We start from the raw sequence: 21523 nt of genomic DNA on the forward strand, positions 1-21523 counted from the left end.
GCCGTCTCCCAAGGCGGTTTCCCGAACCGGTTTCCCCAATCCCGTTTCCTGTCCTTGCTCCAACTGGCCATGACCGCTCCCGTGCAACCCTTCATCGCCGTCGTCCCGGCGCGTCTCGCGTCGACGCGGCTGCCCAACAAACCGCTCGCCGACATCGGCGGCAAGCCCATGGTGGTGCGCGTGGCCGAGCGCGCGCGCGATTCGGGCGCGCAGCAGGTGCTGATCGCCTCGGACGCCCAGAGCGTGCTCGACGCCGCCAGTGCCCACGGTTTCGAGGCCGTGCTCACGCGCGCCGATCACCCGTCGGGCACCGACCGCCTCGCCGAGGTCGCCGAGCACTATGGCTGGAGCGACGAGACGATCGTGGTCAACGTGCAGGGCGACGAGCCGCTGATCGACCCCGCGCTCGTGTGCGACGTTGCGTCGCACCTCGCCGCGCACCCCGAATGCGCGATCGCCACCGCCGCGCATCCGATCACGGCGCCCGAGGAAATCTTCAGCCCGAACGTCGTGAAGGTCGTGCTCGACGCTCGCGGCGTTGCGCTCTACTTCTCGCGCGCGCCGATTCCCTGGGCCCGCGACGCATGGCAGCCGCACGGGTCGCCGGCGCGCCTCGATCTCGGCGCAATGCCCGCCCCGCCGGCTCCCGCGATCGTTTATCGCCACATCGGCCTGTACGCGTACCGCGCGAAATTCCTGCGCAGCTACCCCTCGCTCGCGCAGTCGCCGATCGAGCAGGTCGAGGCGCTCGAGCAGCTTCGCGCGATGTGGCACGGCGAGCGCATCGCGGTGCTCGTGACGGCGCAGGCACCCGCGCCGGGCGTCGATACCCCCGCCGACCTCGTCCGTGTGCAGGCGTTATACCGGCCTTAATTCCGTCCGTGGGGCAAAAATCCCATGGCATAATCAATTGTTTGCGCGAGCCGTCTAAAGCCTTTGTGCGTCGGGGTTTCCCCGCTTTTCGGCACCGTCTTGCAGCGCCGCCCCGTGTCCAGTGCAAGTCATGAACATCGGGCGAAAGCCGCGCCGGACGTGCCGTTGCCCCCGCCAGCACTGCCTCGACAGCCGTGAGCGAATGGGCGAGGAGACGCACGACGCTGACGATGCCGCCCCACCGGACGTGCGAGGCAGCCGCCGCGCCGCAAGAATTCACACAGATCGGAGATTGTTCATATGCGTTTGATCCTGTTGGGCGCCCCGGGCGCGGGCAAGGGAACCCAGGCAAGCTTCATCAAGGAAAAGTTCGGCATTCCGCAAATCTCGACGGGCGACATGCTGCGCGCGGCCGTCAAGGCCGGTACGCCGCTTGGCCTCGAAGCGAAGCGATTCATGGACGCCGGCGAGCTCGTGACCGACGAGCTCATCATCAATCTCGTAAAGGAGCGCCTTCAGGAGCCCGACTGCCAGAACGGCTACCTGTTCGACGGCTTCCCGCGCACGCTGCCGCAAGCCGAAGCGATGAAGCAGGCGGGCGTCGCGATCGATTACGTGCTCGAGATCGACGTGCCGTTCGACGAGATCATCACGCGCATGAGCGGCCGCCGCATGCACCCGGCTTCGGGCCGCACGTATCACGTCAAGTTCAATCCGCCGAAAGTGGAAATGACCGACGACGTGACGGGCGAACCGCTCGTCCAGCGCGACGACGACAAGGAAGAAACGGTGCGCAAGCGTCTCGACGTGTATGTCGCCCAGACCAAGCCGCTCATCGCCTACTACAGCGACTGGGCGAAGCGCGGTGAGGAAAACGGCCTGAAGGCGCCGCAGTATCGCGCCATCTCGGGCCTCGGCAGCGTCGACGAAATTCGCGAGCGCGCATTCGCAGCGCTCAAGTAAGCGGGTCAAAGTCCGCGAGTCAAAGTCAGACTCGAAGCCGGTTTCGGCACACTGGCTGGTTTGCCTGCGGGCCGGCTGGCGCCGCACTCCCGAGGTGGTTCGGGACGCAGCGCCAGCCGGCCCGTTTTGTTTTTGGTGAGTCTCGCGCGCATTTGCCTTCCGCGCGAGACAGCATGGCCACAACGACAGGAGACGAAAGATGCAGATCCGCGGCAACGTATTTCTCATCACCGGCGGCGCGTCGGGGCTCGGTGCGGCCAGCGCGCGTCTGATCGCGGCCGAAGGCGGCAAGGTCGTCATCGCCGACCTCAACGAGGACGCCGGTAACGCGCTCGCCGAGGAACTGGGTGGCGCGTTCGTGAAGTGCAACGTGGCGAGCGAGGACGACGGCGCGCGCGCCGTGGCCGCGGCAACCGCGCTCGGCACGCTGCGCGGCCTCGTGAACTGCGCGGGCATCGCGCCCGCCGTGAAGACCGTGGGCAAGGACGGCCCGCATCCGCTCGACACGTTCTCGAAGACGATCTCGGTCAACCTGATCGGCACCTTCAACATGATCCGCCTCGCGGCGGCGGCCATCGCCCAGACCGCACCTGGCGAGGGCGGCGAGCGTGGCGTGATCGTCAACACGGCGTCGGTGGCCGCTTACGACGGCCAGATCGGCCAGGCGGCCTATGCCGCCTCGAAGGGCGGCGTCGTCGCGATGACGCTGCCGATCGCGCGCGACCTTTCGCGCAGCGGCATCCGCGTGATGACGATCGCGCCCGGCATCTTCGAAACGCCGATGCTGCTCGGCATGCCCAAAGAGGTGCAGGACGCGCTCGGCGCAATGGTCCCGTTCCCGCCGCGCCTCGGCAAGCCGGATGAGTATGCGATGCTCGTCAAGCAGATCGTCGAGAATCCGATGCTCAACGGCGAGGTGATCCGTCTGGACGGCGCGATCCGCATGCAGCCGAAGTAACGGCGCGCCCTCCCCCGCGCGAAAAAAAAGCCCGCGACGAAAATCGCGGGCTTTTTTCTGCGGCCTCGCCGCGGGCTTCAGTCGTTATCGAGCGTGCGCTGGCGCAGCTCATGCAGCTGCGACTCGACGACGGTCGCGTCTTCCGCGTCGGGGCGCTCGTCGAGATAGTGTTCGAGGTCTTCGAGCGCCGGACGCAGATAGTCGAGCCGCGCATAAGCGAAGCCGCGGTCGCGCACTTCCTCGATGTTCTCCGGCAGCAGGATCACGAGCCGCTGCTGGATGGCCAGCAGGCGCTGCCAGCGCTCGGTCTGCAGATAGACCGACTTCAGGTTGCGCAGCATGCGCGCGACGATCTCGCGCCGTGTGGCCGGCTCGAGCAGCATGCGCAGCGCGCGCGCCACGGAATCGCCGGCGTTGGCCACGAACGGTTCGAGCATCTCCACCATGTCGGACTCGGTGAGCGTGCGGCCCGTGGTGGGATCGAGCATCTCGTCGCCTTCGGGCAACGCCACGCGCAGCAGAAAATGCCCCGGAAACGACACGCCATTCACCGGCAGGCCGAGCTGGGTCGCCATTTCCAGATACAGCACCGCGAGCGAAATGGGGATGCCGCGCCGGCGCTTGAGCACGGCGTTCAGGTGGCTGTTTTCGGGGTCGAGAAAGTCGTTGAGGTTGGCAGCGAACCCCATCTCGCGAAAGAAGCAGCGGTTGAGCACGGCAACCTGCTGGCGCACGTCCGCCCCTTCGGGCATGCGGCGGCGCACACGCAGCGCGAGTTCGTCGATCTCGGCCAGCGTGCCTTGCAGATCGAGATCGGGATAGGCGTCCTGCGCGATCGCCAGCGCCGCCTCGGTGAGCGGCAGGCTCTCGTCGTCGGCAACGAGCGCGCTGAAATAGTCCAGAACCCGCGTAGTCATCGTGGTCACTTCGCCCGCCTCTTGAAGTACGCGTATTTGAAGCCCATCAGCCAAAGCATACCGAAATATAGCGCCGCGAACAGGACGAGACACGCACCGAGCAAGGCGATGCGCGCGAGCGGTTCATGACGCAGCGCGATCCAGTCGTAGCTGGTGGCGCACCAGTGCATCGCCCCGGCCAGCACGAGACATGCCCCGAGCAACTGCACGAAGAACGTCGTCCAGCCGGAGGACGGCATATAGATGCCGCGGCGGCGCAGCCCGATGAACAGCAATAGCGCGTTCATGCAGGCGCCGAGGCCGACCGAGAGCGTCAAGCCCGCGTGCGAGAAAATCGGCACGAAAATGTAGTTGCTGATCTGCGTGGCGATGAGCACGCCCACACCGATCTTGACCGGCGTCTTGATGTCCTGGCGCGCGTAGAAGCCGGGCGCGAGGATCTTGATGAGGATGAGACCGACGAGCCCCACGCCGTAGGCCGCCAGCGCGCGGGCCGTCATGATGACGGACGTGGCGTCGAACTTGCCGTAGTGAAAGAGCGTGGCCGTGAGCGGCTCGGCGAAGAAAAAGAGCGCGACGGCCGAAGGCGCGGCAAGCAGGAACGTCACGCGCAGGCCCCAGTCGAGCAACGCCGAGTACTCGTGCGGATCGGCATCGACGTGCGCCTTCGAGAGGCTGGGCAGCAGGATCGTGCCGAGCGCGACGCCGAGCAGCGCCGTCGGGAACTCCATCAGGCGGTCGGCGTAGTTGATCCACGACACCGCACCGGGCCCGAGGCGCGAGGCGATATTGGTGTTGATGATGAGGCTGATCTGCGCGACCGAGACGGCGAACATGGCAGGCACCATCTTCGCGAGCACGCGTTTCACGCCTTTGTGCGCGAGCGCCTTGAGCGGGTTCAGGCCGATGCGCGGCATCATGTCGATGCGCTTCAAGCCCGGCAACTGCACGATGAACTGCAGCACGCCGCCCACGATCACGGCCCACGCGAGCGCGTAGACCGGCTGCTTCATGTGCGGCGCGAAGGCCACCGCCGCCGTGATGAACGAGACATTGAGCAGCACCGGTGCGAATGCAGGCAGCGAGAACTGCTTGTACGTGTTGAGCACGCCGGACGCGAGCGACGTCAGCGAGATGAACACGATATAGGGGAACATGATGCGCGTCATCGTGACGGCGAGCGGAAACGCTTGCCCGTCGCTCTTCAAGCCCGAAGCGACCACGATCACGACGAACGACGCGCCGAAAATGCCGAGCAGCGAGAGGATCGCGAGCACCCAGGCGAGCACGGTCGAGGTGGCGTCGACCAGCGCGCGCGTGGCGTCGTGGCCCTTCTGGTTCTTGAACTCCGCGAGAATCGGCACGAACGCCTGCGAAAAGGCGCCTTCCGCCGAGATGCGGCGCAGCAGGTTGGGGATACGAAACGCGACGTAGAAAGCGTCGGTGTACTGGCTCGCACCGAAGGCGCGCGCGATCAGCGTTTCTCGGGCCAGACCGGTCACGCGCGACAGCAGCGTGAAGCCGCTGACTGTCAGCAGGGCTCGGAATAGATTCATGGGGCGGTCATTATACGGGCGTCGTCCGCTCCATCGCGGATGCGCAGCGCAATGGTCGGCGCAAAACCCCGCGCGACGCCGCAGGCGAGCGGGAGGCAAAGACAAAGCGCGCTGATTGTGACCGTGTCGCATGAAAGGCGTTCACGTCCGGCAGCGCTTGTCTTCGCTAATGTGTCGTGATTGCCATCCGCATGATTCTGTTGCTATAATCTTCGATTCGAGTTCTCTCAGGGGCTCGAAACGCGTCTTGGAAAGGGGGCAGGAAAGAGGTAGAAACCCGCTCTGGCACAAAAGGCGCGGCTGGTTGAGCAAAACTCAGCCGGCAAATACCGTTTTGAACGTCTCAGGCAACCCTGCCGGTCGTTCAAATCCAGGCAAAGAGCGCTGGTCGCACCACGCTCCGCAATCACAAGGAATCGCAATGGCAAACTCCGCACAAGCACGCAAGCGCGCCCGTCAGGCCACGAAGGCAAACTCGCACAACTCGGCACTGCGCTCGAAGTTCCGCACCGCCATCAAGGCTGTTCGCAAGGCAATCGACGCCGGCGACCAGGCAAAGGCTGCTGAAGTTCTGAAGGCATCGGGCAAGACGCTTGACATCATCGCCGACAAGAAGATCGTTCACAAGAACAAGGCCGCTCGTCATAAGAGCCGCCTGGCTGCTGCCGTCAAGGCAATGCAAGCCGCGCAGTAAAGAGATTCGGCTTGCCGGCTACGACTGGCAGCCCCTCTTTTCGCTGCACCACAAAAAACCCGCTTCGGCGGGTTTTTTTGTTTCTGCCGGGCGCAAAAAAACCCGCCGAAGCGGGTCCGTTCGCTGCCGTCGCCGCGCCGTCAGCGCACGTTGGCTTGCTGCGTGGCGTGATCGTGAGGCAGTTCGCACGCTTCGGTCACGAGGAGGTCGTTGTCCTTCGCGAAGTTCATCACAAAATTGAAGGCCATCGGTTCGACGTCCTTCAGGCGCGAGTCCAGCACCACGACCTTGAGGTCGCCGATCATCGTCGGGCGCACGTAGAGCGAGTAGCGCAAATAGGCGTTCGGGCCGCGCGCGTTGGCCGACGCTTTCGGACCGAAGCTCGACATCACCCCGGCGAGGCGCTCCGACCAGTCGCTCGGACGAAACTTCTTCCCCGCGCTGGTGATGCCTTGAATGAAGTATTCGGTTGGAGCTTCGTCGGCCATGCAGGAGTACCTGTGTGTGTAGCTGCTGGGTGCGTTTGCAGCGTGTAACGGCGGCACGAGCGCTGCGCCCGCGCGGGTACCGCGGAACGCCGGCCGCGGGGATCGCCCGCCGCCACACGCATGGACAGTCCGATGGATAGGGAAAGGCTGCCGCGCACCCCGCCTGGCGTGAAGTCTCGAAATTCGCCGCCGACGCGTGTCACAAGCAGGTCTCGCAACGGGATCGACAGGACGATTTCGCGGCGCACTGCCAGTCGGCGCACAGGCCGCTCCCGCGGGCTTGCCTGCCGTGGCCGCGAGGTGTTGCCACCTTCCCGTCACACACGTTCAGGGCCCGTTTGTCGTGCCTAAGAAATCTCTGCGATTATAGCGCACTGACCGTTTTGACGCAGTGCACACAAGGCACTTGAAAGGCTGGATCCGGGCCCGCGCAATGCCCGTGAAACAGTCCCGAAAGCCGTCGCGAAAGCGCCTTCCACCGTGCGCCTGGGCACCCTGCCTAAATTTTGGGCAACTCGTCAAAATGCGCAAAATCCTTTATGCTGCTTTGACTTACCACCAACCGCAGCGGCGTCGCCGGCCCAATCCTGCAGTTCGAGGCCGGATCTGGCGCCGTTTTCGTTTTATGACCTCCCGTACCATACGCCATTACCTGCAGTTCAAGGATTTCTCCCTTGACGAATATGAATATGTGCTGGAGCGCGCGCGCATCCTGAAGCGCAAGTTCAAGAACTACGAGACCTATCACCCGCTGCACGACCGCACGCTGGCGATGATCTTCGAGAAGAGCTCCACCCGCACACGCCTCTCGTTCGAAGCGGGTATCTTCCAGCTGGGCGGCCACGCCGTGTTCATGAACACGCGCGACACGCAACTCGGGCGCGGCGAGCCGATCGAAGATTCGGCACAGGTCATCTCGCGCATGGTCGACATCATCATGATCCGCACGTTCGGCCAGGACATCCTGCAGCGCTTCGCCGAAAGCTCGCGCGTGCCGGTCATCAACGGTCTCACGAACGAGTACCACCCCTGCCAGGTGCTGGCCGACATCTTCACGTACTACGAGCACCGCGGTCCGATCCGCGGCAAGACCGTGGCGTGGGTCGGCGACGCCAACAACATGCTCTACACGTGGATCGAAGCCGCGCAGATCCTCGGCTTCAAGCTGCGCATCTCCACGCCGCCGGGTTATCCGCTCGATCCCGCGCTGGTCGCGCCGGAAAGCAAGCCGTTCTACGAAGTCTTCGAGGACCCGCACGACGCCTGCGACGGCGCCGACCTCGTCACGACCGACGTCTGGACCAGCATGGGCTTCGAGGCCGAAAACGAAGCGCGCAAGCAGGCCTTCGCCGACTGGTGCGTGGACGCGCCGATGATGGCCCGCGCCAACGCCGATGCGCTTTTCATGCACTGCCTGCCCGCGCACCGCGGCGAGGAAGTTAGCGCCGAGGTGATCGACGGCCCGCAGAGCGTGGTTTGGGACGAGGCGGAAAACCGCTTGCACGTGCAGAAGGCGCTCATGGAGTTCCTGCTGCTCGGCCGCCTGAACCACTGAGCCTGGCGTACGCCATCATGAAAAAAGCCGACCCGAAGGTCGGCTTTTTTTGCCCGCTGCGGCGCGCGGCTCGCGCGTCAGACCGTTTCGCCAAGTCGACGCGCCAGCGACTTCAGGAGCGGCGCCACGCGCTCGCGAAACACCTCGGGCCCCATCGACGAAGCCGGCCCGCTGCAGCTGAGCACGAGCCAGCGACGCTCGCGCGGCTCGCGAAACGGCACCGCCGCGGCGTTGACGTCTTCATGCCAGTCGCGAAACGAATAGCAGCACCCCTCCTTGCCGAACCCCTCGATCTCGCGTTTCGCGGCCGCAACCAACGACGGCCCTTCGGCGCCCGCTGTCTTCTCCAGTTCCGCGAACAACGCCATCCGCACATCGATGGGCTGCACGGCCAGATACGCGCGGCCCATCGAGCTTGTCAGCATCGAGAGCCGCGAGCCCGATGCGAGGCCGAGCGTGAGCGCCGTCTCGCTGCGGATCGTCTCCAGATAGATCACGTCGAGGCCGTCACGGCACCCCAGCGACACCGCGGCGCCCACCTCGCGCGCGAACGCGCGCATATGCGGGCGTGCGAGTTCGAGCGTGTCCGTGCCCGAGAGCAGCGCAAAGCCGAGTGACAGCACCCCGGCGTCGAGCGCATATTTGCCGAGCGATTCGTCAAAGCGCAGATAGCCGAGCACGGTGAGCGTATACGCGAGCCGGTTCACGGTCGCCTTGGGCAAGCCCGTGCGCTCCACGAAATCGCGGTTGCCGAGCAGCGTCTCGCCGGGACGGAATGCCCGCAGCAGGTCTAGCCCGCGGGCGAGCGCCACGACGAACTTGCGCTCGTCGATCGGCCCCTCGGCCAGCGAAGAAGAAAAAGATGAAGTCGTAGTCATTCCGGATGCAGACATGGGCGCCCTGGTGCTACACTAAAGTCAATTTGCAAAACATTGTTCCGCATAGCGGAACTCGCGTCAAGCGCAAATTTGCCCATTTCAAGGATTTGAGGAAAGGAGAGACACCATGGCCGCACACGCCCAGTTCCATTGGGAAGACCCGCTTCTGCTCGACCAGCAGCTCACCGAAGAGGAGCGCATGGTGCGCGACGCCGCCGCCGCGTATGCCCAGGACAAGCTCGCGCCGCGCGTGCTGGAAGCGTTCCGCCACGAGAAGACGGACGCCTCGATCTTCCGCGAGATGGGCGAAGTCGGCCTGCTCGGCCCGACGATTCCCGAGCAATACGGCGGCCCCGGCCTCAATTACGTGGCGTACGGCCTGATCGCGCGCGAAGTGGAGCGCGTCGACTCCGGTTATCGCTCGATGATGTCGGTGCAGTCGTCACTCGTGATGGTGCCTATCTTCGAATTCGGCTCGGAAGCGCAAAAGCAGAAGTACCTGCCCAAGCTCGCGAGCGGCGAATGGATCGGCTGCTTCGGCCTCACGGAGCCGAACCACGGCTCGGACCCGGGCAGCATGGTCACGCGTGCGAAGAAGGTGAACGGCGGCTACTCGCTCTCGGGCGCGAAGATGTGGATCACGAACTCGCCGATCGCCGACGTGTTCGTCGTCTGGGCGAAGCTCGAGGAAGACGGCAAGGACGACATCCGCGGCTTCATCCTCGAGAAGGGCTGGAAGGGTCTCTCGGCACCGGCCATCCACGGCAAAGTGGGGCTGCGCGCCTCGATCACCGGCGAAATCGTGCTCGACGAAGTGTTCGTGCCGGAAGAGAACCTCATGCCGGGCGTGAAGGGCCTGCGCGGTCCGTTCACTTGCCTGAACTCGGCGCGCTATGGCATTGCCTGGGGCGCGCTCGGCGCCGCGGAATCGTGCTGGCACACCGCGCGCCAGTACGTGCTCGACCGCAAGCAGTTCGGTCGCCCGCTTGCCGCGAACCAGCTGATCCAGAAGAAGCTCGCCGACATGCAAACGGAAATCACGCTCGGCCTGCAGGGTTGCCTGCGTCTGGGCCGCATGAAGGACGAAGGCACGGCGGCCGTCGAGATCACGTCGATCATGAAGCGCAACTCGTGCGGCAAGTCGCTCGACATCGCGCGTCTCGCCCGCGACATGCTCGGTGGCAACGGCATTTCCGACGAATTCGGCGTGGCGCGTCACCTCGTGAACCTCGAAGTGGTGAACACCTACGAGGGCACGCACGACATCCACGCGCTGATCCTCGGCCGCGCGCAAACGGGCATTCAGGCGTTCTTCTGAACGCCGCCTTGGCCGGCCTCGCCGGCGCATGAAAAAACGCCGCACGAGTTGTCTCGTGCGGCGTTTCTGTCTTGGCGCCTGTGGAGCGGACGCTGGCCGAACGGCTTACTTGTTCGGCTGCGGCGTCATGCGCAGATACGGACGCAGGGCCTTGTAGCCCTTCGGGAACTTCTGCTTGAGGACTTCTTCGTCCTTCAGCGACGGCACGATCACGACGTCGTCGCCCTGCTTCCAGTTGCCGGGCGTCGCGACCTGGTAGTTGTCGGTGAGCTGCAGCGAGTCGATCACGCGCAGCACTTCGTCGAAGTTGCGGCCCGTACTCGCCGGATAGGTGATGATGAGGCGTACCTTCTTGTTCGGGTCGATCACGAAGAGCGAGCGCACGGTGAGCGTCTCGTTCGCGTTCGGATGGATCATGTCGTACTGCGTGGACACCTTGCGGTCGCCGTCCGCGAGAATCGGGAAGCCGACGTTCGCGGCCTGCGTCTCGTTGATGTCCTTGATCCACTCGTTGTGCGACTGGGCGCTATCCACCGAAAGCGCAATCGTCTTCACGTTACGCTTCTCGAATTCGTCCTTGAGTTTGGCGGTCAGGCCAAGCTCGGTCGTGCAGACCGGCGTGAAGTCGGCCGGGTGCGAAAACAGCACGCCCCAGCTATTGCCGAGCCACTCGTGAAACTTGATGCGGCCAATGCTCGAATCCTGCTCGAAGTCGGGTGCGATATCGCCAAGACGTAGACTCATGGTGCGGTTCCTTTGAACGAGGTGAACGGGTTTGATCGAAACGGCGCGCGCGGCCCGTTGATCCAGTGGACGTTTACAACGCTCAAGCATACAGGCCCTGGTTGCGCCCCGCGAACGAACATCGCCTCACACCGGTATGAGTTTTTGTAATTTTGAACCGGTTGGAGGAAACTTTAGGTGCCGGATCAAATCAATGACTCTCACCTCGCGATTTTTTGTGAGCGGGATCCAGAACCCCGTCCACGCACGCTCGCGGGAACGGATCGTGCGAATTCGCAGGTCGTGGCGGCCCGTCACGCTTGCCAGTGCCCGTATCTTTGTTACGATTCACGCGTGATGTGACACGATGGGAGCCAGTCAATGTCAGAGGTCAACAAGGAGAGGCTGATGTCCGATATCAAAACCGTCCTCGCGGATGCAGAGGACCTGCTCAAGCAGGCTGCGAGCGCTACGGGCGAGCGCGCTTCAGAGTTGCGTGAAACGGCACTCTCGCGTCTGAAGCAGGCAAAAGAGAAGGCCGCCGACGTCCAGGTGGTCGTGGTCGAGAAAGGCAAGAAAGCGGCGCGCGCCACCGACGACTATGTCCACGAGCATCCGTGGGCGTCGATCGGGATCGCCGCTGGCGTGGGCGTGCTGGTCGGTTTGCTGATCAACCGCAAATAAAGCGGCTCGCCGCACCACGCGGGCGGTCTCAGGGCCGCTCGCGCGGCGCGCTCGACCAGCTGACGGCGCTTGCCTGACGGCTTTCCGCTGGCGCGCCCCGCGGCACCGCCTGGTCTCGCGGGGCGATCGAGCCCGCTGTCTTTTCTTGCGTTTTTTTCTTGCGCATTGCTCGGGCATCCGCCTGCGCCACCTGCCATCGCCATGACGACAGACACTCACTCGCAGCGACACGAACACGGGCCGTTGCGCCGACTGCTCGGCTCCGCGTCCGCGATGCTACAGACGCGGCTAGAACTGATCGGCATCGAACTCGCCGAGGAAAAGGACCGCCTAATCGGCGTGCTCTTCCTTGGCCTCGCGGGGATGATGTTCGCGATGCTTGCCCTGATCGCGCTCACGGCGCTCGTTGCCATCGCCTTCTGGGACACGTACCGCTGGGAAGCGCTCGCCGGTCTCACGATCGTCTATGCGATCGCGGCGATTTTCTGCGGCCTGAAGGCGCGGCGCGGGCTGCACACCGCGCCACTCGTATTCCAGGCGACGCTCGAGGAATTCGAGAAAGACCGAGAAGCCCTGCGCAACCCCTAGCCGCGAGCCGACGCCATGAACCAACCCCGACCGGACACCGCCTTTCGCCCCCGCCGCGGTCGTGCACACGACCTCTCGACGCCGCAGTTGCGCGCGCTGCGCAAGGAACTGCTGCTCGTGCGAGCGAGCGTCGAGCGCGCCGAAATGGCCGAAGCGATCGTGGACATCCGCGCGACGGTCACGAACTTCAGCTGGCTGCGCTTCGTGGTGCCCGGATTCGGCCGCTCTGGCGCCGGCGGCGTGGCTTCCGGCCTCGGCAGCCTGCTCAAGGAATATCCGCTGGTCAGTTCGCTCATCTCGCTCATCGTGGCGAAGCCGCTGCGTACGAGCCTCGTTTCGGCCGCGCGCCCCGTCATCAAGTGGGGCGGCCTCGCCTTTACGGCCTGGGAAGCGTACCGCGTGTGGCAGCAGGTGCGGCGCCAGCGCGGCGCCTCTGCGAGCCCGCCTGCCCGCGACAGGTCCGACGAAGACGACCTCACCGGCTGATCGCCGCCCGCGGCACTTCTCCAGGACATTTACCGGTCCCTCCAGCACCTCTGCGTAGCCGCCGCGACAGCACCACCGCCTGCCGCGTGATTGCTGCGCGCGCCGGTTGCGTCGAGTACGAAGGCGCCGCACGCATCGCCACGCATCGGCCCCGCTTCCACCGGATCGGCTAGGAGGGCGTAGCCGCCGTTGGAATCGTCGGCGGGCATGAGGCGCAAGCGGTAGATGGCCGTTCCCGTCGGCGGAGCCTGGTCGAACCCAGTGGGCAAAAACGCCATCGACGCGCTCTGCGTATCGACGAGTTGCGCTGCGCGATAGAGCGCGGCCACGGCGTCGATGCGATGTCCCCGCGCGATCTGCGCGCTCCATCCCGGCAATGCGAAGGCCGCGACGATAGCGGCCACCGCCAGCGCAATGACCAGTTCGAGCAGTGTGAACGCGCGGTACCGGTTGCTCTTCACCTTTCCTCCTGTTTGCCTCGTCAAAAGGGCCTCGCGACGACGCGACGCCAGTGATGCTCGACACGCGTCGCGTCACCCTCGTCCTCGATGACCACCTGGTCCTGCAGCCAGCTTTGCGTGTTTTCCGAGGCGCCGAACCCTCGCGCCGTAACGAGATACGCGCGAGCCAGCGGACGGCTCTCGATGCGCCAGGCCTCGACGATGCATTGCGGCAAGCGCACGGACCCCGGCCACGCGGCAACGGGCGCGACCGCTTGCCGCTCGAAGCTGTCCTGCCGCCGCCAGGCTTGCGGCTCGCCGGGCTGCGTGGCCGCCACAGGCGCGGCCAGCGAGCCATTCGTCAGCGCACGCGAGCACAACTCGAGCGCGGCGTCGGCGGCATGGAAGGACTGCAGATGATCGGCGACGGCATCGGCGTTGCGCCGCGCGAGCAGCGCTGCCTCGAACCACGCCGCCGAGGTCACGAGCATCATCGCGACAACAAGCAGCACGACTGGGAGCGCCACGCCGTGACGCGCGGCGCGTGTGCGACGCTCCCCGCGCGGGCTCGTTCTCATGACGCTGCCGGCAGAACGTTACGCAGCACGATGTGCCGCCAGAACGCCTGCCGCGCTCGCCCGTCCGCGCCGAGCGCCTGCACACCATCGCAATCAACGTAGCGCGTGCGCCGCGCAAAGGCCGCCCCGCGCACCAGCACGCACAGATCGACCGCCACGACCGACGCCCACTGATCGCGCGCGAGCGCCGAAGCGTCGACCGCCTGTGCCGCTCCCGCCGTCCAGTAGCGCAGGCGCAAACGCTCGACGCCCTCGACAAGCGGCTGCGGCTTGCCGGAGCCCGCGCAGTAAAGCTCGCTCTCGCTGGTGCCCTCCCTCCCCTTGGCGTAATAGCGGTTCACGATTTCCACGCTTCCCACGCCCACCCCCTGCCCGAGGCAGTCGGTAGCCTGGCCGTTTGTGGCGGGCCACGTCGATACGCCGTCGCCTTGATAGCGCACGGCCAACCCGTCCGACCGGCTCGGCAGCGGCTCACAGCTAAGCGCCGCATCGGTACCGATCGGGCGCCCCGCCGCGCAGCCGAAGATCGCCGGGCCGGCAAGCGTCGAGCGTGCGTCCGCGGCAACAAAGCCGGCCATCTGGATCTGCTCGCCGATCAGCATCAACGCATTCATGCCGGCCTCGTGGATGCGCGCGGCGTCGTTCGCGTGCGCATAGGCCTGGCGCTGCGTGCGATAAGCCGAGAGCGCGCCAAGCGTCACCACGAGGCCCAACGCCACGGCAATCGTTAGTTCGAGCAGCGTGTGGCCGGCCTGCTGGCGCACGTGGGCGAAACGACTGTTCATCGCAGAAACGCGAGGGCGACGCAGGCGCGCCCGGCGGGCGCCGTCGCATCGAGACACGGCGCAACCCACGAAACAGCCGTCGATCCCGACGCTGCGCCGAGCGGTGTCGCCGTCCAACTCACGGACGCGACCGATGCGTCGCCGCCCACGCTCGACATGGTCAGCCGCCCTTCGGGCACGATGCTCGCGGTCAGCGCCTGCCATCGATTGGTCGCAGCGGGCGTTGCACCTGCCGCGCGCGCCGCTTCGGCCATGGCGTCAGCGGCAAACGCCGCGCGCTCGCGCGCCGCTGCCAGTTGCGCGTGCCGGACCAGCCCGAGCTGGGTGCTCATCAGGCCGAGCCCGCACATCGCCATGACGCCCAGCGCAATGGCGACTTCCAGCAGCGTCGACCCGCGCACGCCGCGCACGCTCGCCCGGCTCATGACGCCCCCGTGCATGCGCCGTCGCTGATGCGTGCCCGGCCCCCCTGCGCGATCCGTATGCAGCGACGCCAGCCCGCGCCGCGTTGTGCCGCCGACGTGGCCCGCGGGGCAATCTCGAAGTTGCGCAAGCTGCCGATGGTCTGCCCCGCCGGCGGCGAAAACGTGATGGCAGTGAGCCCCGACGCCACGGAAATCGCGTCGAGCGCCGGCTGGATGCGCAACGGGATAGAGGCTCCGGCGCGCTCGATCATGACGGCCCAGCCGCAGGACCAGTCGGCAATACCGGACGGACACGCTTTGGCGGCCTCGAGGCAATGGCGAGCGGCGTCGACGCGGCAAACGGTAACGCGCGACTTGCGCCGTATGGCCTCGTTGCGTGCGTAGGCGAGCGTGCCGAGCATGGCGTTGGCGCGCGCGTCGACCTGATCACGCACGCGCCATGCGGTGAAAACGGGCGTGGAAACCGTTGCGCAGATCGCCAGCAGGACGATGACGACCATCGTCTCAATGAGCGTGAATCCGGACTTCATGAGCAATCCTTAGTTCGAGCGGATTGCCATCAATCTACGGACGAAAGCGAAACGAAACAATTAGCCGAACGGCTAGCTGGTGCGCGCAACGTCGGCTCGCGAGAATGCAAGCGTTACGACAGCGGCCTGGCAGGGGGGAAGAAAAATGCGAATGCGCTCAGCGCTTTTTCGCGGGGTTGTTGGCAGCACCCGCGCGGCGGAATTCCTCGATCACGTCTTCGAATTCGGAGACGTCCTCGAAGCGTCGGTACACCGAAGCAAACCGTACGAACGCGACCTTGTCGAGTTCGCGCAATTCGCCCATGACGAGCTCGCCAAGGCGCTCGCTGCGCACTTCGCGCTCGCCGCTGCCGAGCAGTTGATCCTCGATACGGGCAACCGCCGCGTCGATCGCATCGGCCGCAACCGGGCGCTTGCGCAGCGCCAGTTGCATGCTCGCCATGATCTTGCGGCGGTCGAATTCCGTGCGGCTGCCATCCTTCTTGACGATCGAAGGCATCGCCAGCTCGACCCGCTCGTACGTCGTGAAACGCTTGTCGCAGGCCGGGCAGCGGCGGCGGCGCCGGATCGCGGCGCCGTCTTCGGACACACGCGAGTCGACGACCTGCGTGTCTTCGTGCCGGCAAAAAGGGCAGCGCATGGGTTGTCGCGTGGCTTAGCGGTAAACCGGGAAACGCTTCGTCAGCTCGGCGACCTGCGCCTTCACGCGCTCGATCGTCGCGGCGTCTTCCGGATTGTCGAGCACGTCGGCAATCAGGTTGCCCACCTGCTCGGCTTCCTTCACGCCAAAGCCGCGCGTCGTCATGGCCGGCGAACCGAGACGGATACCGCTCGTCACGAACGGCTTTTCCGGATCGTTCGGGATCGCGTTCTTGTTGACCGTGATGTGCGCGGCGCCGAGCACGGCTTCCGCCGCCTTGCCGGTGATATTCTTGGCGCGCAGGTCCACCAGCATCACGTGGCTTTCCGTGCGGCCCGAAACGATGCGCAGACCGCGCTTGACCAGCGTCTCCGCCAGCACGCGCGCGTTGTCGACCACGTGCTGCTGGTAGGTCTTGAATTCCGGCGAGAGCGCTTCCTTGAACGCCACGGCCTTGCCGGCAATGACGTGCATGAGCGGACCGCCCTGGATGCCCGGGAAGATGGCCGAGTTGATCTGCTTCTCGAACTCCGCCTTCATCAGGATCACGCCGCCGCGCGGGCCGCGCAGGCTCTTGTGCGTAGTCGTGGTGACGAAGTCGGCGTGCGGCACCGGGTTCGGGTAGACGCCCGCGGCGATGAGGCCCGCGTAGTGCGCCATGTCGACCATGAAGTACGCGCCGACCGCCTTGGCAACCTTGGCGATGCGCTCGAAGTCGATACGCAGCGCGAATGCCGACGCACCGGCGATGATCAGCTTCGGCTTGGTCTCGTGTGCGCGCTTTTCGAGCGCTTCGTAGTCGATGTCTTCCTTGGCGTCGAGGCCATAGCTCACGACGTTGAACCACTTGCCGCTCATATTCAGCGCCATGCCGTGCGTGAGGTGGCCGCCTTCGGCGAGGCTCATGCCCATGATGGTGTCGCCCGGCTTGAGCACGGCGAAGAACACGCCCTGGTTGGCCTGCGAGCCCGAGTTCGGCTGAACGTTCGCGGCTTCGGCGCCGAACAGCTGCTTCACGCGGTCGATCGCGAGCTGCTCGACGATATCCACGTTTTCGCAGCCGCCGTAATAGCGCTTACCGGGGTAGCCTTCGGCGTACTTGTTGGTGAGCTGCGAACCCTGCGCGGCCATGACCGCGGGAGACGTGTAGTTTTCCGACGCGATGAGCTCGATGTGCTCTTCCTGGCGGCGGTTCTCGAGTTCGATCGCCTTGAAGAGTTCGGGATCGACGTTGGCGATGGTGCTTTCGGCTCTGTCAAACATACGGATTCCGTTAAGTGTGTTCAGGTTGACCGGGTCTCGCGCGGAACGCGTAGCGGGTACGCGGCGCTGCTGGCGAAGAGGCCAGCCTTGACGTGGCGGAAGGAGGTGCCGCACACGCGAGGCAGGACAGCCCCCGCAGCGCTAACGAAAGCGCGCGAAATCAGGCTGCCCAGGCGAACGGCAAAACGGCACCCTGCGCTTCACGGTGGGTCGTTCCACCTTGAGTCCCCAATAACGGACGCATTGCTACCGCCAATGCCGCCAATCCGGAACCCTATCGCCAGTCACGCAGGGATTGAGCGCGTTAGTGTATTGGAACGGCAGGGAATAGGCAACCGCCCGCCCCCAGTGCGCTCGGGCGCCCCGCGGCCTGTGGCGCGCCGGGCGGCGCCCCCGGCCATGCGGCCCGCGCGCGTACTGTCCCTTTCTTGCCGCAATGCGGCATTGCAAGTAGGCTCTCCCCTTTTCTCGCCTTCTACCGACCAGAGAGCCACCATGATCGTTTTCGTCACCGGCGCGTCCGCAGGATTCGGCGCCGCCATCGCCCGCGCCTTCGTGAAGGGCGGACATCGCGTCGTCGCCACGGCTCGCCGCAAGGACCGCCTCGACGCCCTCGCCGCCGAACTCGGCGACGCCCTCCTGCCCTTCGAGCTCGACGTGCGCGACCGCGCGGCGGTGGAAGCCGCGCCCGGCGCGCTGCCGTCCGGGTTCGCCGGCATCGATGTGCTGGTCAACAACGCCGGCCTCGCGCTCGGCGTGGAGCCAGCACAGAGGGCTGACCTCGACGAATGGGAAACCATGATCGACACCAACTGCACGGGCCTCGTGCAGGTGACTCACGCGTTTTTGCCCGGCATGGTCGAGCGCAACCGCGGCCACATTTTCAATCTCGGTTCGGTGGCGGGCCGCTGGCCGTACGCGGGCGGCAACGTCTACGGCGCGACCAAGGCGTTCGTGCGTCAGTTCAGCCTGAACCTGCGTGCCGACCTCGCGGGCACGGCACTGCGCGTGACCGACATCGAGCCCGGTCTGTGCGGGGGCACCGAGTTCTCGAACGTGCGCTTTCGCGGCGACGACAGCAAGGCGGCCAATGTCTACAAGGACGTGCAGCCGCTCACGGCCGAGGACATCGCCGACTCGATCTACTGGATTGCCACGCGCCCCGCGCACGTCAACATCAACACGATCGAACTGATGCCCGTTGCCCAGACATTCGCCGGCACCAGCGTCCACCGCGGCTAAAAATACCTTACAAATTTAATACTTACGTCAGTCGTACGAAAGACGTAGGGGCCTCGCGTTCCGGTAGAATGCGCGGCATGGAAAATTCCACCAGCAAGCCGGACGCGGTGTTGTCACCGGCCGGGCGCGGCTTTACGTGGCCGGTGCGCGTCTACTACGAGGACACCGACGCCGGTGGCATCGTGTTTTACGCGAATTACCTGAAGTTCTTCGAACGCGCGCGCACCGAATGGCTGCGCGCGTGCGGCGTCGATCAGCGTCGGCTCGCCGAGGAAACGGGCGTGCTCTTCGTCGTGCGCAGCACTGCGCTCGACTACCGTTCGCCCGCGCGCCTCGACGACGTCGTCACTACCGTGAGCCGTGTCGAGAAGCTGGGCCGCGCCTCGGTCGACTTCATGCAGGAAGCGTGGCGCGAGAACACGCTGCTCGCCACGGGCACCATTCGTGTCGCCTGTGTCGACAGCACGGCCATGCGCCCCGCACCGATTCCGGCCCCCGTTCATGAAGCCTTGCAACGTGGACCACAGAAAGACCTGTACGCCGTGTCAACGGCAGTGCAGTAATTACCGTTGATACGACGCCAGTGAACTCGCGCCGGTCAATGCAGGACCAAGCAGGGTTCGGCCGCGACGGCGCGAAAGCTTCCCAACCGCCTACAGGAAGCCTCGCGTTGTCTTGCAGCCGCTCGCCCCTTTCGGGACGTCACAACGAACCTATATGAACACTACACAAGATCTGTCGATCATTTCTCTCGTTCTTAATGCGAGCATACTGGCACAGGCGGTGATGGGGCTTCTTCTGCTCATGTCGCTGATTTCCTGGACTTTTATCTTCCGCAAGTGGTTTGCGATCCGCCGGGCGCGGTCCCAGACAGAGCGCTTCGAACGCGACTTCTGGTCAGGCGGCGACCTGCAGGCGCTCTACCAGAGCGCAGCCAACAACCGTCACACGATCGGCGCGCTCGAGCGTATCTTTGAGTCGGGCATGCGCGAATTCCTGAAGGCGAAAGAGAAGCGCCTGAACGATCCGAGCCTCGTGCTCGACGGCGCCCGCCGCGCAATGCGCGCCGCCTTCCAGCGCGAAATGGATGCGCTCGAGGCGAACCTCTCGTTCCTCGCTTCGGTCGGCTCGGTGAGCCCGTACATCGGTCTTTTCGGCACGGTCTGGGGGATCATGAACGCGTTCCGCGGTCTCGCGAACGTGCAGCAGGCCACGCTCGCGAACGTCGCGCCCGGCATCGCCGAAGCGCTGACGGCGACCGCGATCGGTCTGTTCGCCGCCATTCCGGCGGTGGTCGCGTACAACAGCTACGCGCACGACATCGACCGTCTGGCGATCCGCTTCGAAACCTTCATCGAAGAGTTTTCGAACATCCTGCAGCGTCAGGCCCACTAATCTTCACGAAGCAAGGAGTCGAAGATGGGAGGCTCAGTCCGTTCGAGCATGCGAGGCAGCCGCTCGCGCCGTGCGATGGCCGACATCAACGTCGTGCCGTACATCGACGTGATGCTGGTGTTGCTCGTGATCTTCATGGTGACCGCGCCGCTCGTGGCGCCGTCCATTGTCAATCTGCCGACCGTCGGCGGCGCGTCGCAGCAGCAGCAGGTGCCGCCCGTCGTGGTCAATATTCGCCCCGACGGCAATCTGAGCGTACGCTACAAGGATGACTCCGGCGCCACGCAGCAGCAGACCATGACGCGCGCCGATCTCAACGGCTTCGTCGCCGATCGCGAGCAGAGCCATCCCGACCAGCCCGTCGTGATCGCCGCCGACAAGTCCGTCAAATACGAGACGGTGATGAACGTGATGTCCGACCTGAAGTCGCATGGCGTCAAACGTGTCGGACTGCTCGTCAAATCGCAATGATCCGGAAGAACGATTCGTATCCGCTGCAGCCTCCGCGAGAGCGTGGCACGGGACGTGCTATTGCCCTCGCGGTGCTGATGCACGTGCTGCTCGGTCTGTTCCTTTATCACGGCATCCACTGGCAGAACAGCACGCCGGCGGGTGAAGAGGCGGAACTGTGGACCGAGGTGCCGGACCTGTCGACACCGAAGCCGCTGCCGCCGCCCGCGCCGGTCGCCCCTGCCCCGCCGCCGCCGCAAACCGAGGAAGCCGACATTGCGCTGCAACAGCAAAAGCGTAAGCAGCAGGAAGCGCAGCGCGAGGCGCAACTGGCCGAGCAGCAGCGTCTGAAAGCCCAGCAGGAAGCCGAAGCGAAGCGTCAGCAGCTCGCGGCCCAGCAGGCTGCACAGCTCGCGGCTCAGCAGAAGGCGGAAAAGCTCAAGCAGCAGCAGGAACAGCAGCAAGCCGCGGCAGAGAAGCAAAAGCAGCAGCAACAGCAGCAGGACGCGCTCAAGAAGCAGCAGCAGGACGAAGAGCAGCAGAAGCAGGCGAAGCTCGACGCGCAGAAGAAGGCCGACGCCGAGAAGGCCGCCAAGGCGAAGGCGCAGGCTGACGCCCAGACGAAGAAGCTCGACGCGGAACGCCGCGCCCGCATCGCGCAGATGCAAGGCTCGATGGGCGGCGGCGAAGGCACGAGCGGCAACGGTCTTGCAAAGAGCGGCACGGGTAGCGGCTCGGGCGGCAACGCGACGTCGCCGGGCTACGCCGACAAGGTGCGCCGCCGCGTGCGTCCGAACATCGTGTGGTCGGGCGAAACGTCGGGTCTCGAAACGGAGATCGCGGTGCGTTGCTCGCCGACCGGCACGCTGCTTTCGGCGGCGATCACGCGCAGCAGCGGCAACTCGTCGTGGGACGACGCCGCGTTGCGGGCGGTCCAGCGCTCGGATCCGATGCCGCAAGACACAGATGGCAAGACGCCTTCGAGCTTCAAGATCACCTTGCGCCCAGCAGGTTAACCGGCGAGCGCAAGGCGCAGAAAGGTTGAGGAAAGCCGCCGCGCAACAGTGGCTAAAAAGGAACGATTCGAACGTTTT

The 21523-nt window shown here is 65.2% G+C and carries 26 protein-coding genes and 1 riboswitch; of the genes, 14 read left to right on the top strand and 12 right to left on the bottom strand.

Going from position 1 to position 21523, the window contains the following annotated elements; genetic code table 11:
* The first annotated feature begins 69 nt into the window (after positions 1–69).
* From kdsB to M3I56_RS01140, 3 genes are all read left to right on the top strand, one after another.
* Positions 70–873, top strand: a complete 804-nt coding sequence (gene kdsB / locus M3I56_RS01130; RefSeq protein ID WP_254352128.1) for a 3-deoxy-manno-octulosonate cytidylyltransferase — start codon at positions 70–72, stop codon at positions 871–873.
* 300 nt (positions 874–1173) lie between these two features.
* Positions 1174–1836 (top strand): adenylate kinase, encoded by a 663-nt coding sequence (adk, locus tag M3I56_RS01135; protein WP_254352129.1) that lies wholly within the window; start codon positions 1174–1176, stop codon positions 1834–1836.
* 199 nt (positions 1837–2035) lie between these two features.
* Positions 2036–2794 carry a 3-hydroxyacyl-CoA dehydrogenase gene (locus M3I56_RS01140; protein WP_254352130.1) on the top strand — a complete coding sequence of 253 codons (759 nt, stop codon included), beginning with the start codon at positions 2036–2038 and terminating at the stop codon, positions 2792–2794.
* Between the two features lie 77 nt (positions 2795–2871).
* Here M3I56_RS01140 and M3I56_RS01145 read toward each other — a convergent pair whose 3' ends face one another.
* Both M3I56_RS01145 and murJ read right to left on the bottom strand, forming a co-directional pair.
* Positions 2872–3711 carry a SirB1 family protein gene (locus tag M3I56_RS01145; protein WP_254352340.1) on the bottom strand — a complete coding sequence of 280 codons (840 nt, stop codon included), beginning with the start codon at positions 3709–3711 and terminating at the stop codon, positions 2872–2874.
* 5 nt (positions 3712–3716) lie between these two features.
* Positions 3717–5267: a murein biosynthesis integral membrane protein MurJ gene (murJ, locus tag M3I56_RS01150; protein ID WP_254352131.1), complete on the bottom strand. Its 1551-nt coding sequence runs from the start codon at positions 5265–5267 to the stop codon at positions 3717–3719.
* A 421-nt stretch (positions 5268–5688) separates the two neighbouring features.
* On the opposite strand from murJ, the gene rpsT reads away from it, so the two are divergent.
* Positions 5689–5961 (top strand): 30S ribosomal protein S20, encoded by a 273-nt coding sequence (gene rpsT, locus M3I56_RS01155; RefSeq protein ID WP_028205309.1) that lies wholly within the window; start codon positions 5689–5691, stop codon positions 5959–5961.
* A 140-nt stretch (positions 5962–6101) separates the two neighbouring features.
* Here the strand turns inward: rpsT and M3I56_RS01160 are convergent, their stop codons facing one another.
* Entirely contained in the window at positions 6102–6449 is a 348-nt protein-coding gene (locus M3I56_RS01160; RefSeq protein ID WP_028205310.1) for a DUF3579 domain-containing protein, read from the bottom strand.
* Between the two features lie 625 nt (positions 6450–7074).
* Here M3I56_RS01160 and argF point away from each other — a divergent pair.
* On the top strand, positions 7075–8004 hold the full coding sequence (gene argF / locus M3I56_RS01165) for an ornithine carbamoyltransferase (protein ID WP_042266191.1): 930 nt from the start codon (positions 7075–7077) through the stop codon (positions 8002–8004).
* Between the two features lie 77 nt (positions 8005–8081).
* Here argF and M3I56_RS01170 read toward each other — a convergent pair whose 3' ends face one another.
* Positions 8082–8882 (bottom strand): IclR family transcriptional regulator, encoded by an 801-nt coding sequence (locus M3I56_RS01170; protein WP_254352132.1) that lies wholly within the window; start codon positions 8880–8882, stop codon positions 8082–8084.
* Between the two features lie 127 nt (positions 8883–9009).
* Here M3I56_RS01170 and M3I56_RS01175 point away from each other — a divergent pair, with 127 nt between their 5' ends.
* Complete coding sequence (locus tag M3I56_RS01175) at positions 9010–10200, top strand: acyl-CoA dehydrogenase (protein ID WP_201695368.1); 1191 nt, start codon at positions 9010–9012, stop codon at positions 10198–10200.
* 105 nt (positions 10201–10305) lie between these two features.
* On the opposite strand, the gene M3I56_RS01180 is transcribed toward M3I56_RS01175, so the two are convergent.
* Complete coding sequence (locus tag M3I56_RS01180) at positions 10306–10944, bottom strand: peroxiredoxin (RefSeq protein ID WP_254352133.1); 639 nt, start codon at positions 10942–10944, stop codon at positions 10306–10308.
* Between the two features lie 360 nt (positions 10945–11304).
* On the opposite strand from M3I56_RS01180, the gene M3I56_RS01185 reads away from it, so the two are divergent.
* From M3I56_RS01185 to M3I56_RS01195, 3 genes are all read left to right on the top strand, one after another.
* Complete coding sequence (locus M3I56_RS01185; RefSeq protein ID WP_007584918.1) at positions 11305–11607, top strand: YqjD family protein; 303 nt, start codon at positions 11305–11307, stop codon at positions 11605–11607.
* A gap of 201 nt (positions 11608–11808) precedes the next feature.
* Positions 11809–12195 carry a phage holin family protein gene (locus M3I56_RS01190; protein ID WP_254352134.1) on the top strand — a complete coding sequence of 129 codons (387 nt, stop codon included), beginning with the start codon at positions 11809–11811 and terminating at the stop codon, positions 12193–12195.
* A 15-nt stretch (positions 12196–12210) separates the two neighbouring features.
* Positions 12211–12681, top strand: coding sequence for a DUF3318 domain-containing protein (locus tag M3I56_RS01195; protein ID WP_254352135.1), 471 nt, complete (start codon positions 12211–12213; stop codon positions 12679–12681).
* Positions 12682–12710: 29 nt separating this feature from the next.
* Here M3I56_RS01195 and M3I56_RS01200 read toward each other — a convergent pair whose 3' ends face one another.
* The 7 genes from M3I56_RS01200 to glyA all read right to left on the bottom strand — a co-directional run bounded on the left by M3I56_RS01200 (position 12711) and on the right by glyA (position 17342).
* Positions 12711–13142 (bottom strand): type IV pilin protein, encoded by a 432-nt coding sequence (locus M3I56_RS01200; RefSeq protein WP_254352136.1) that lies wholly within the window; start codon positions 13140–13142, stop codon positions 12711–12713.
* A 20-nt stretch (positions 13143–13162) separates the two neighbouring features.
* Positions 13163–13699 carry a hypothetical protein gene (locus tag M3I56_RS01205; RefSeq protein WP_254352137.1) on the bottom strand — a complete coding sequence of 179 codons (537 nt, stop codon included), beginning with the start codon at positions 13697–13699 and terminating at the stop codon, positions 13163–13165.
* Positions 13696–14484, bottom strand: a complete 789-nt coding sequence (locus M3I56_RS01210; RefSeq protein ID WP_254352138.1) for a PilW family protein — start codon at positions 14482–14484, stop codon at positions 13696–13698. The genes M3I56_RS01205 and M3I56_RS01210 overlap by 4 nt, the downstream gene beginning before the upstream one ends.
* Entirely contained in the window at positions 14481–14909 is a 429-nt protein-coding gene (locus M3I56_RS01215; protein ID WP_254352140.1) for a hypothetical protein, read from the bottom strand. The genes M3I56_RS01210 and M3I56_RS01215 overlap by 4 nt, the downstream gene beginning before the upstream one ends.
* Positions 14906–15439, bottom strand: a complete 534-nt coding sequence (locus tag M3I56_RS01220) for a GspH/FimT family pseudopilin (RefSeq protein WP_035513410.1) — start codon at positions 15437–15439, stop codon at positions 14906–14908. The genes M3I56_RS01215 and M3I56_RS01220 overlap by 4 nt, the downstream gene beginning before the upstream one ends.
* A 157-nt stretch (positions 15440–15596) precedes the next feature.
* Positions 15597–16079: a transcriptional regulator NrdR gene (gene nrdR, locus M3I56_RS01225; protein ID WP_028205320.1), complete on the bottom strand. Its 483-nt coding sequence runs from the start codon at positions 16077–16079 to the stop codon at positions 15597–15599.
* Positions 16080–16094: 15 nt separating this feature from the next.
* Entirely contained in the window at positions 16095–17342 is a 1248-nt protein-coding gene (gene glyA, locus M3I56_RS01230) for a serine hydroxymethyltransferase (RefSeq protein ID WP_254352141.1), read from the bottom strand.
* A 160-nt stretch (positions 17343–17502) separates the two neighbouring features.
* A riboswitch (ZMP/ZTP riboswitch) is annotated at positions 17503–17640 on the bottom strand.
* 197 nt (positions 17641–17837) lie between these two features.
* Here glyA and ydfG point away from each other — a divergent pair.
* From ydfG to tolA, 5 genes are all read left to right on the top strand, one after another.
* Positions 17838–18584 (top strand): bifunctional NADP-dependent 3-hydroxy acid dehydrogenase/3-hydroxypropionate dehydrogenase YdfG, encoded by a 747-nt coding sequence (gene ydfG, locus M3I56_RS01235; protein WP_254352143.1) that lies wholly within the window; start codon positions 17838–17840, stop codon positions 18582–18584.
* Positions 18585–18652: 68 nt separating this feature from the next.
* Entirely contained in the window at positions 18653–19147 is a 495-nt protein-coding gene (gene ybgC, locus M3I56_RS01240) for a tol-pal system-associated acyl-CoA thioesterase (protein ID WP_254352144.1), read from the top strand.
* 154 nt (positions 19148–19301) lie between these two features.
* Entirely contained in the window at positions 19302–19979 is a 678-nt protein-coding gene (gene tolQ, locus M3I56_RS01245; RefSeq protein WP_028205324.1) for a protein TolQ, read from the top strand.
* A 24-nt stretch (positions 19980–20003) separates the two neighbouring features.
* Positions 20004–20450, top strand: coding sequence for a protein TolR (tolR, locus tag M3I56_RS01250; protein ID WP_035513412.1), 447 nt, complete (start codon positions 20004–20006; stop codon positions 20448–20450).
* Positions 20447–21445, top strand: coding sequence for a cell envelope integrity protein TolA (gene tolA / locus M3I56_RS01255; RefSeq protein ID WP_028205326.1), 999 nt, complete (start codon positions 20447–20449; stop codon positions 21443–21445). Before tolR ends, tolA begins: the two co-directional genes overlap by 4 nt.
* The last annotated feature ends 78 nt before the right edge of the window (positions 21446–21523 follow it).

The organism is Paraburkholderia sp. CNPSo 3281 (assembly GCF_024206515.1).
Lineage (GTDB): Bacteria > Pseudomonadota > Gammaproteobacteria > Burkholderiales > Burkholderiaceae > Paraburkholderia > Paraburkholderia nodosa.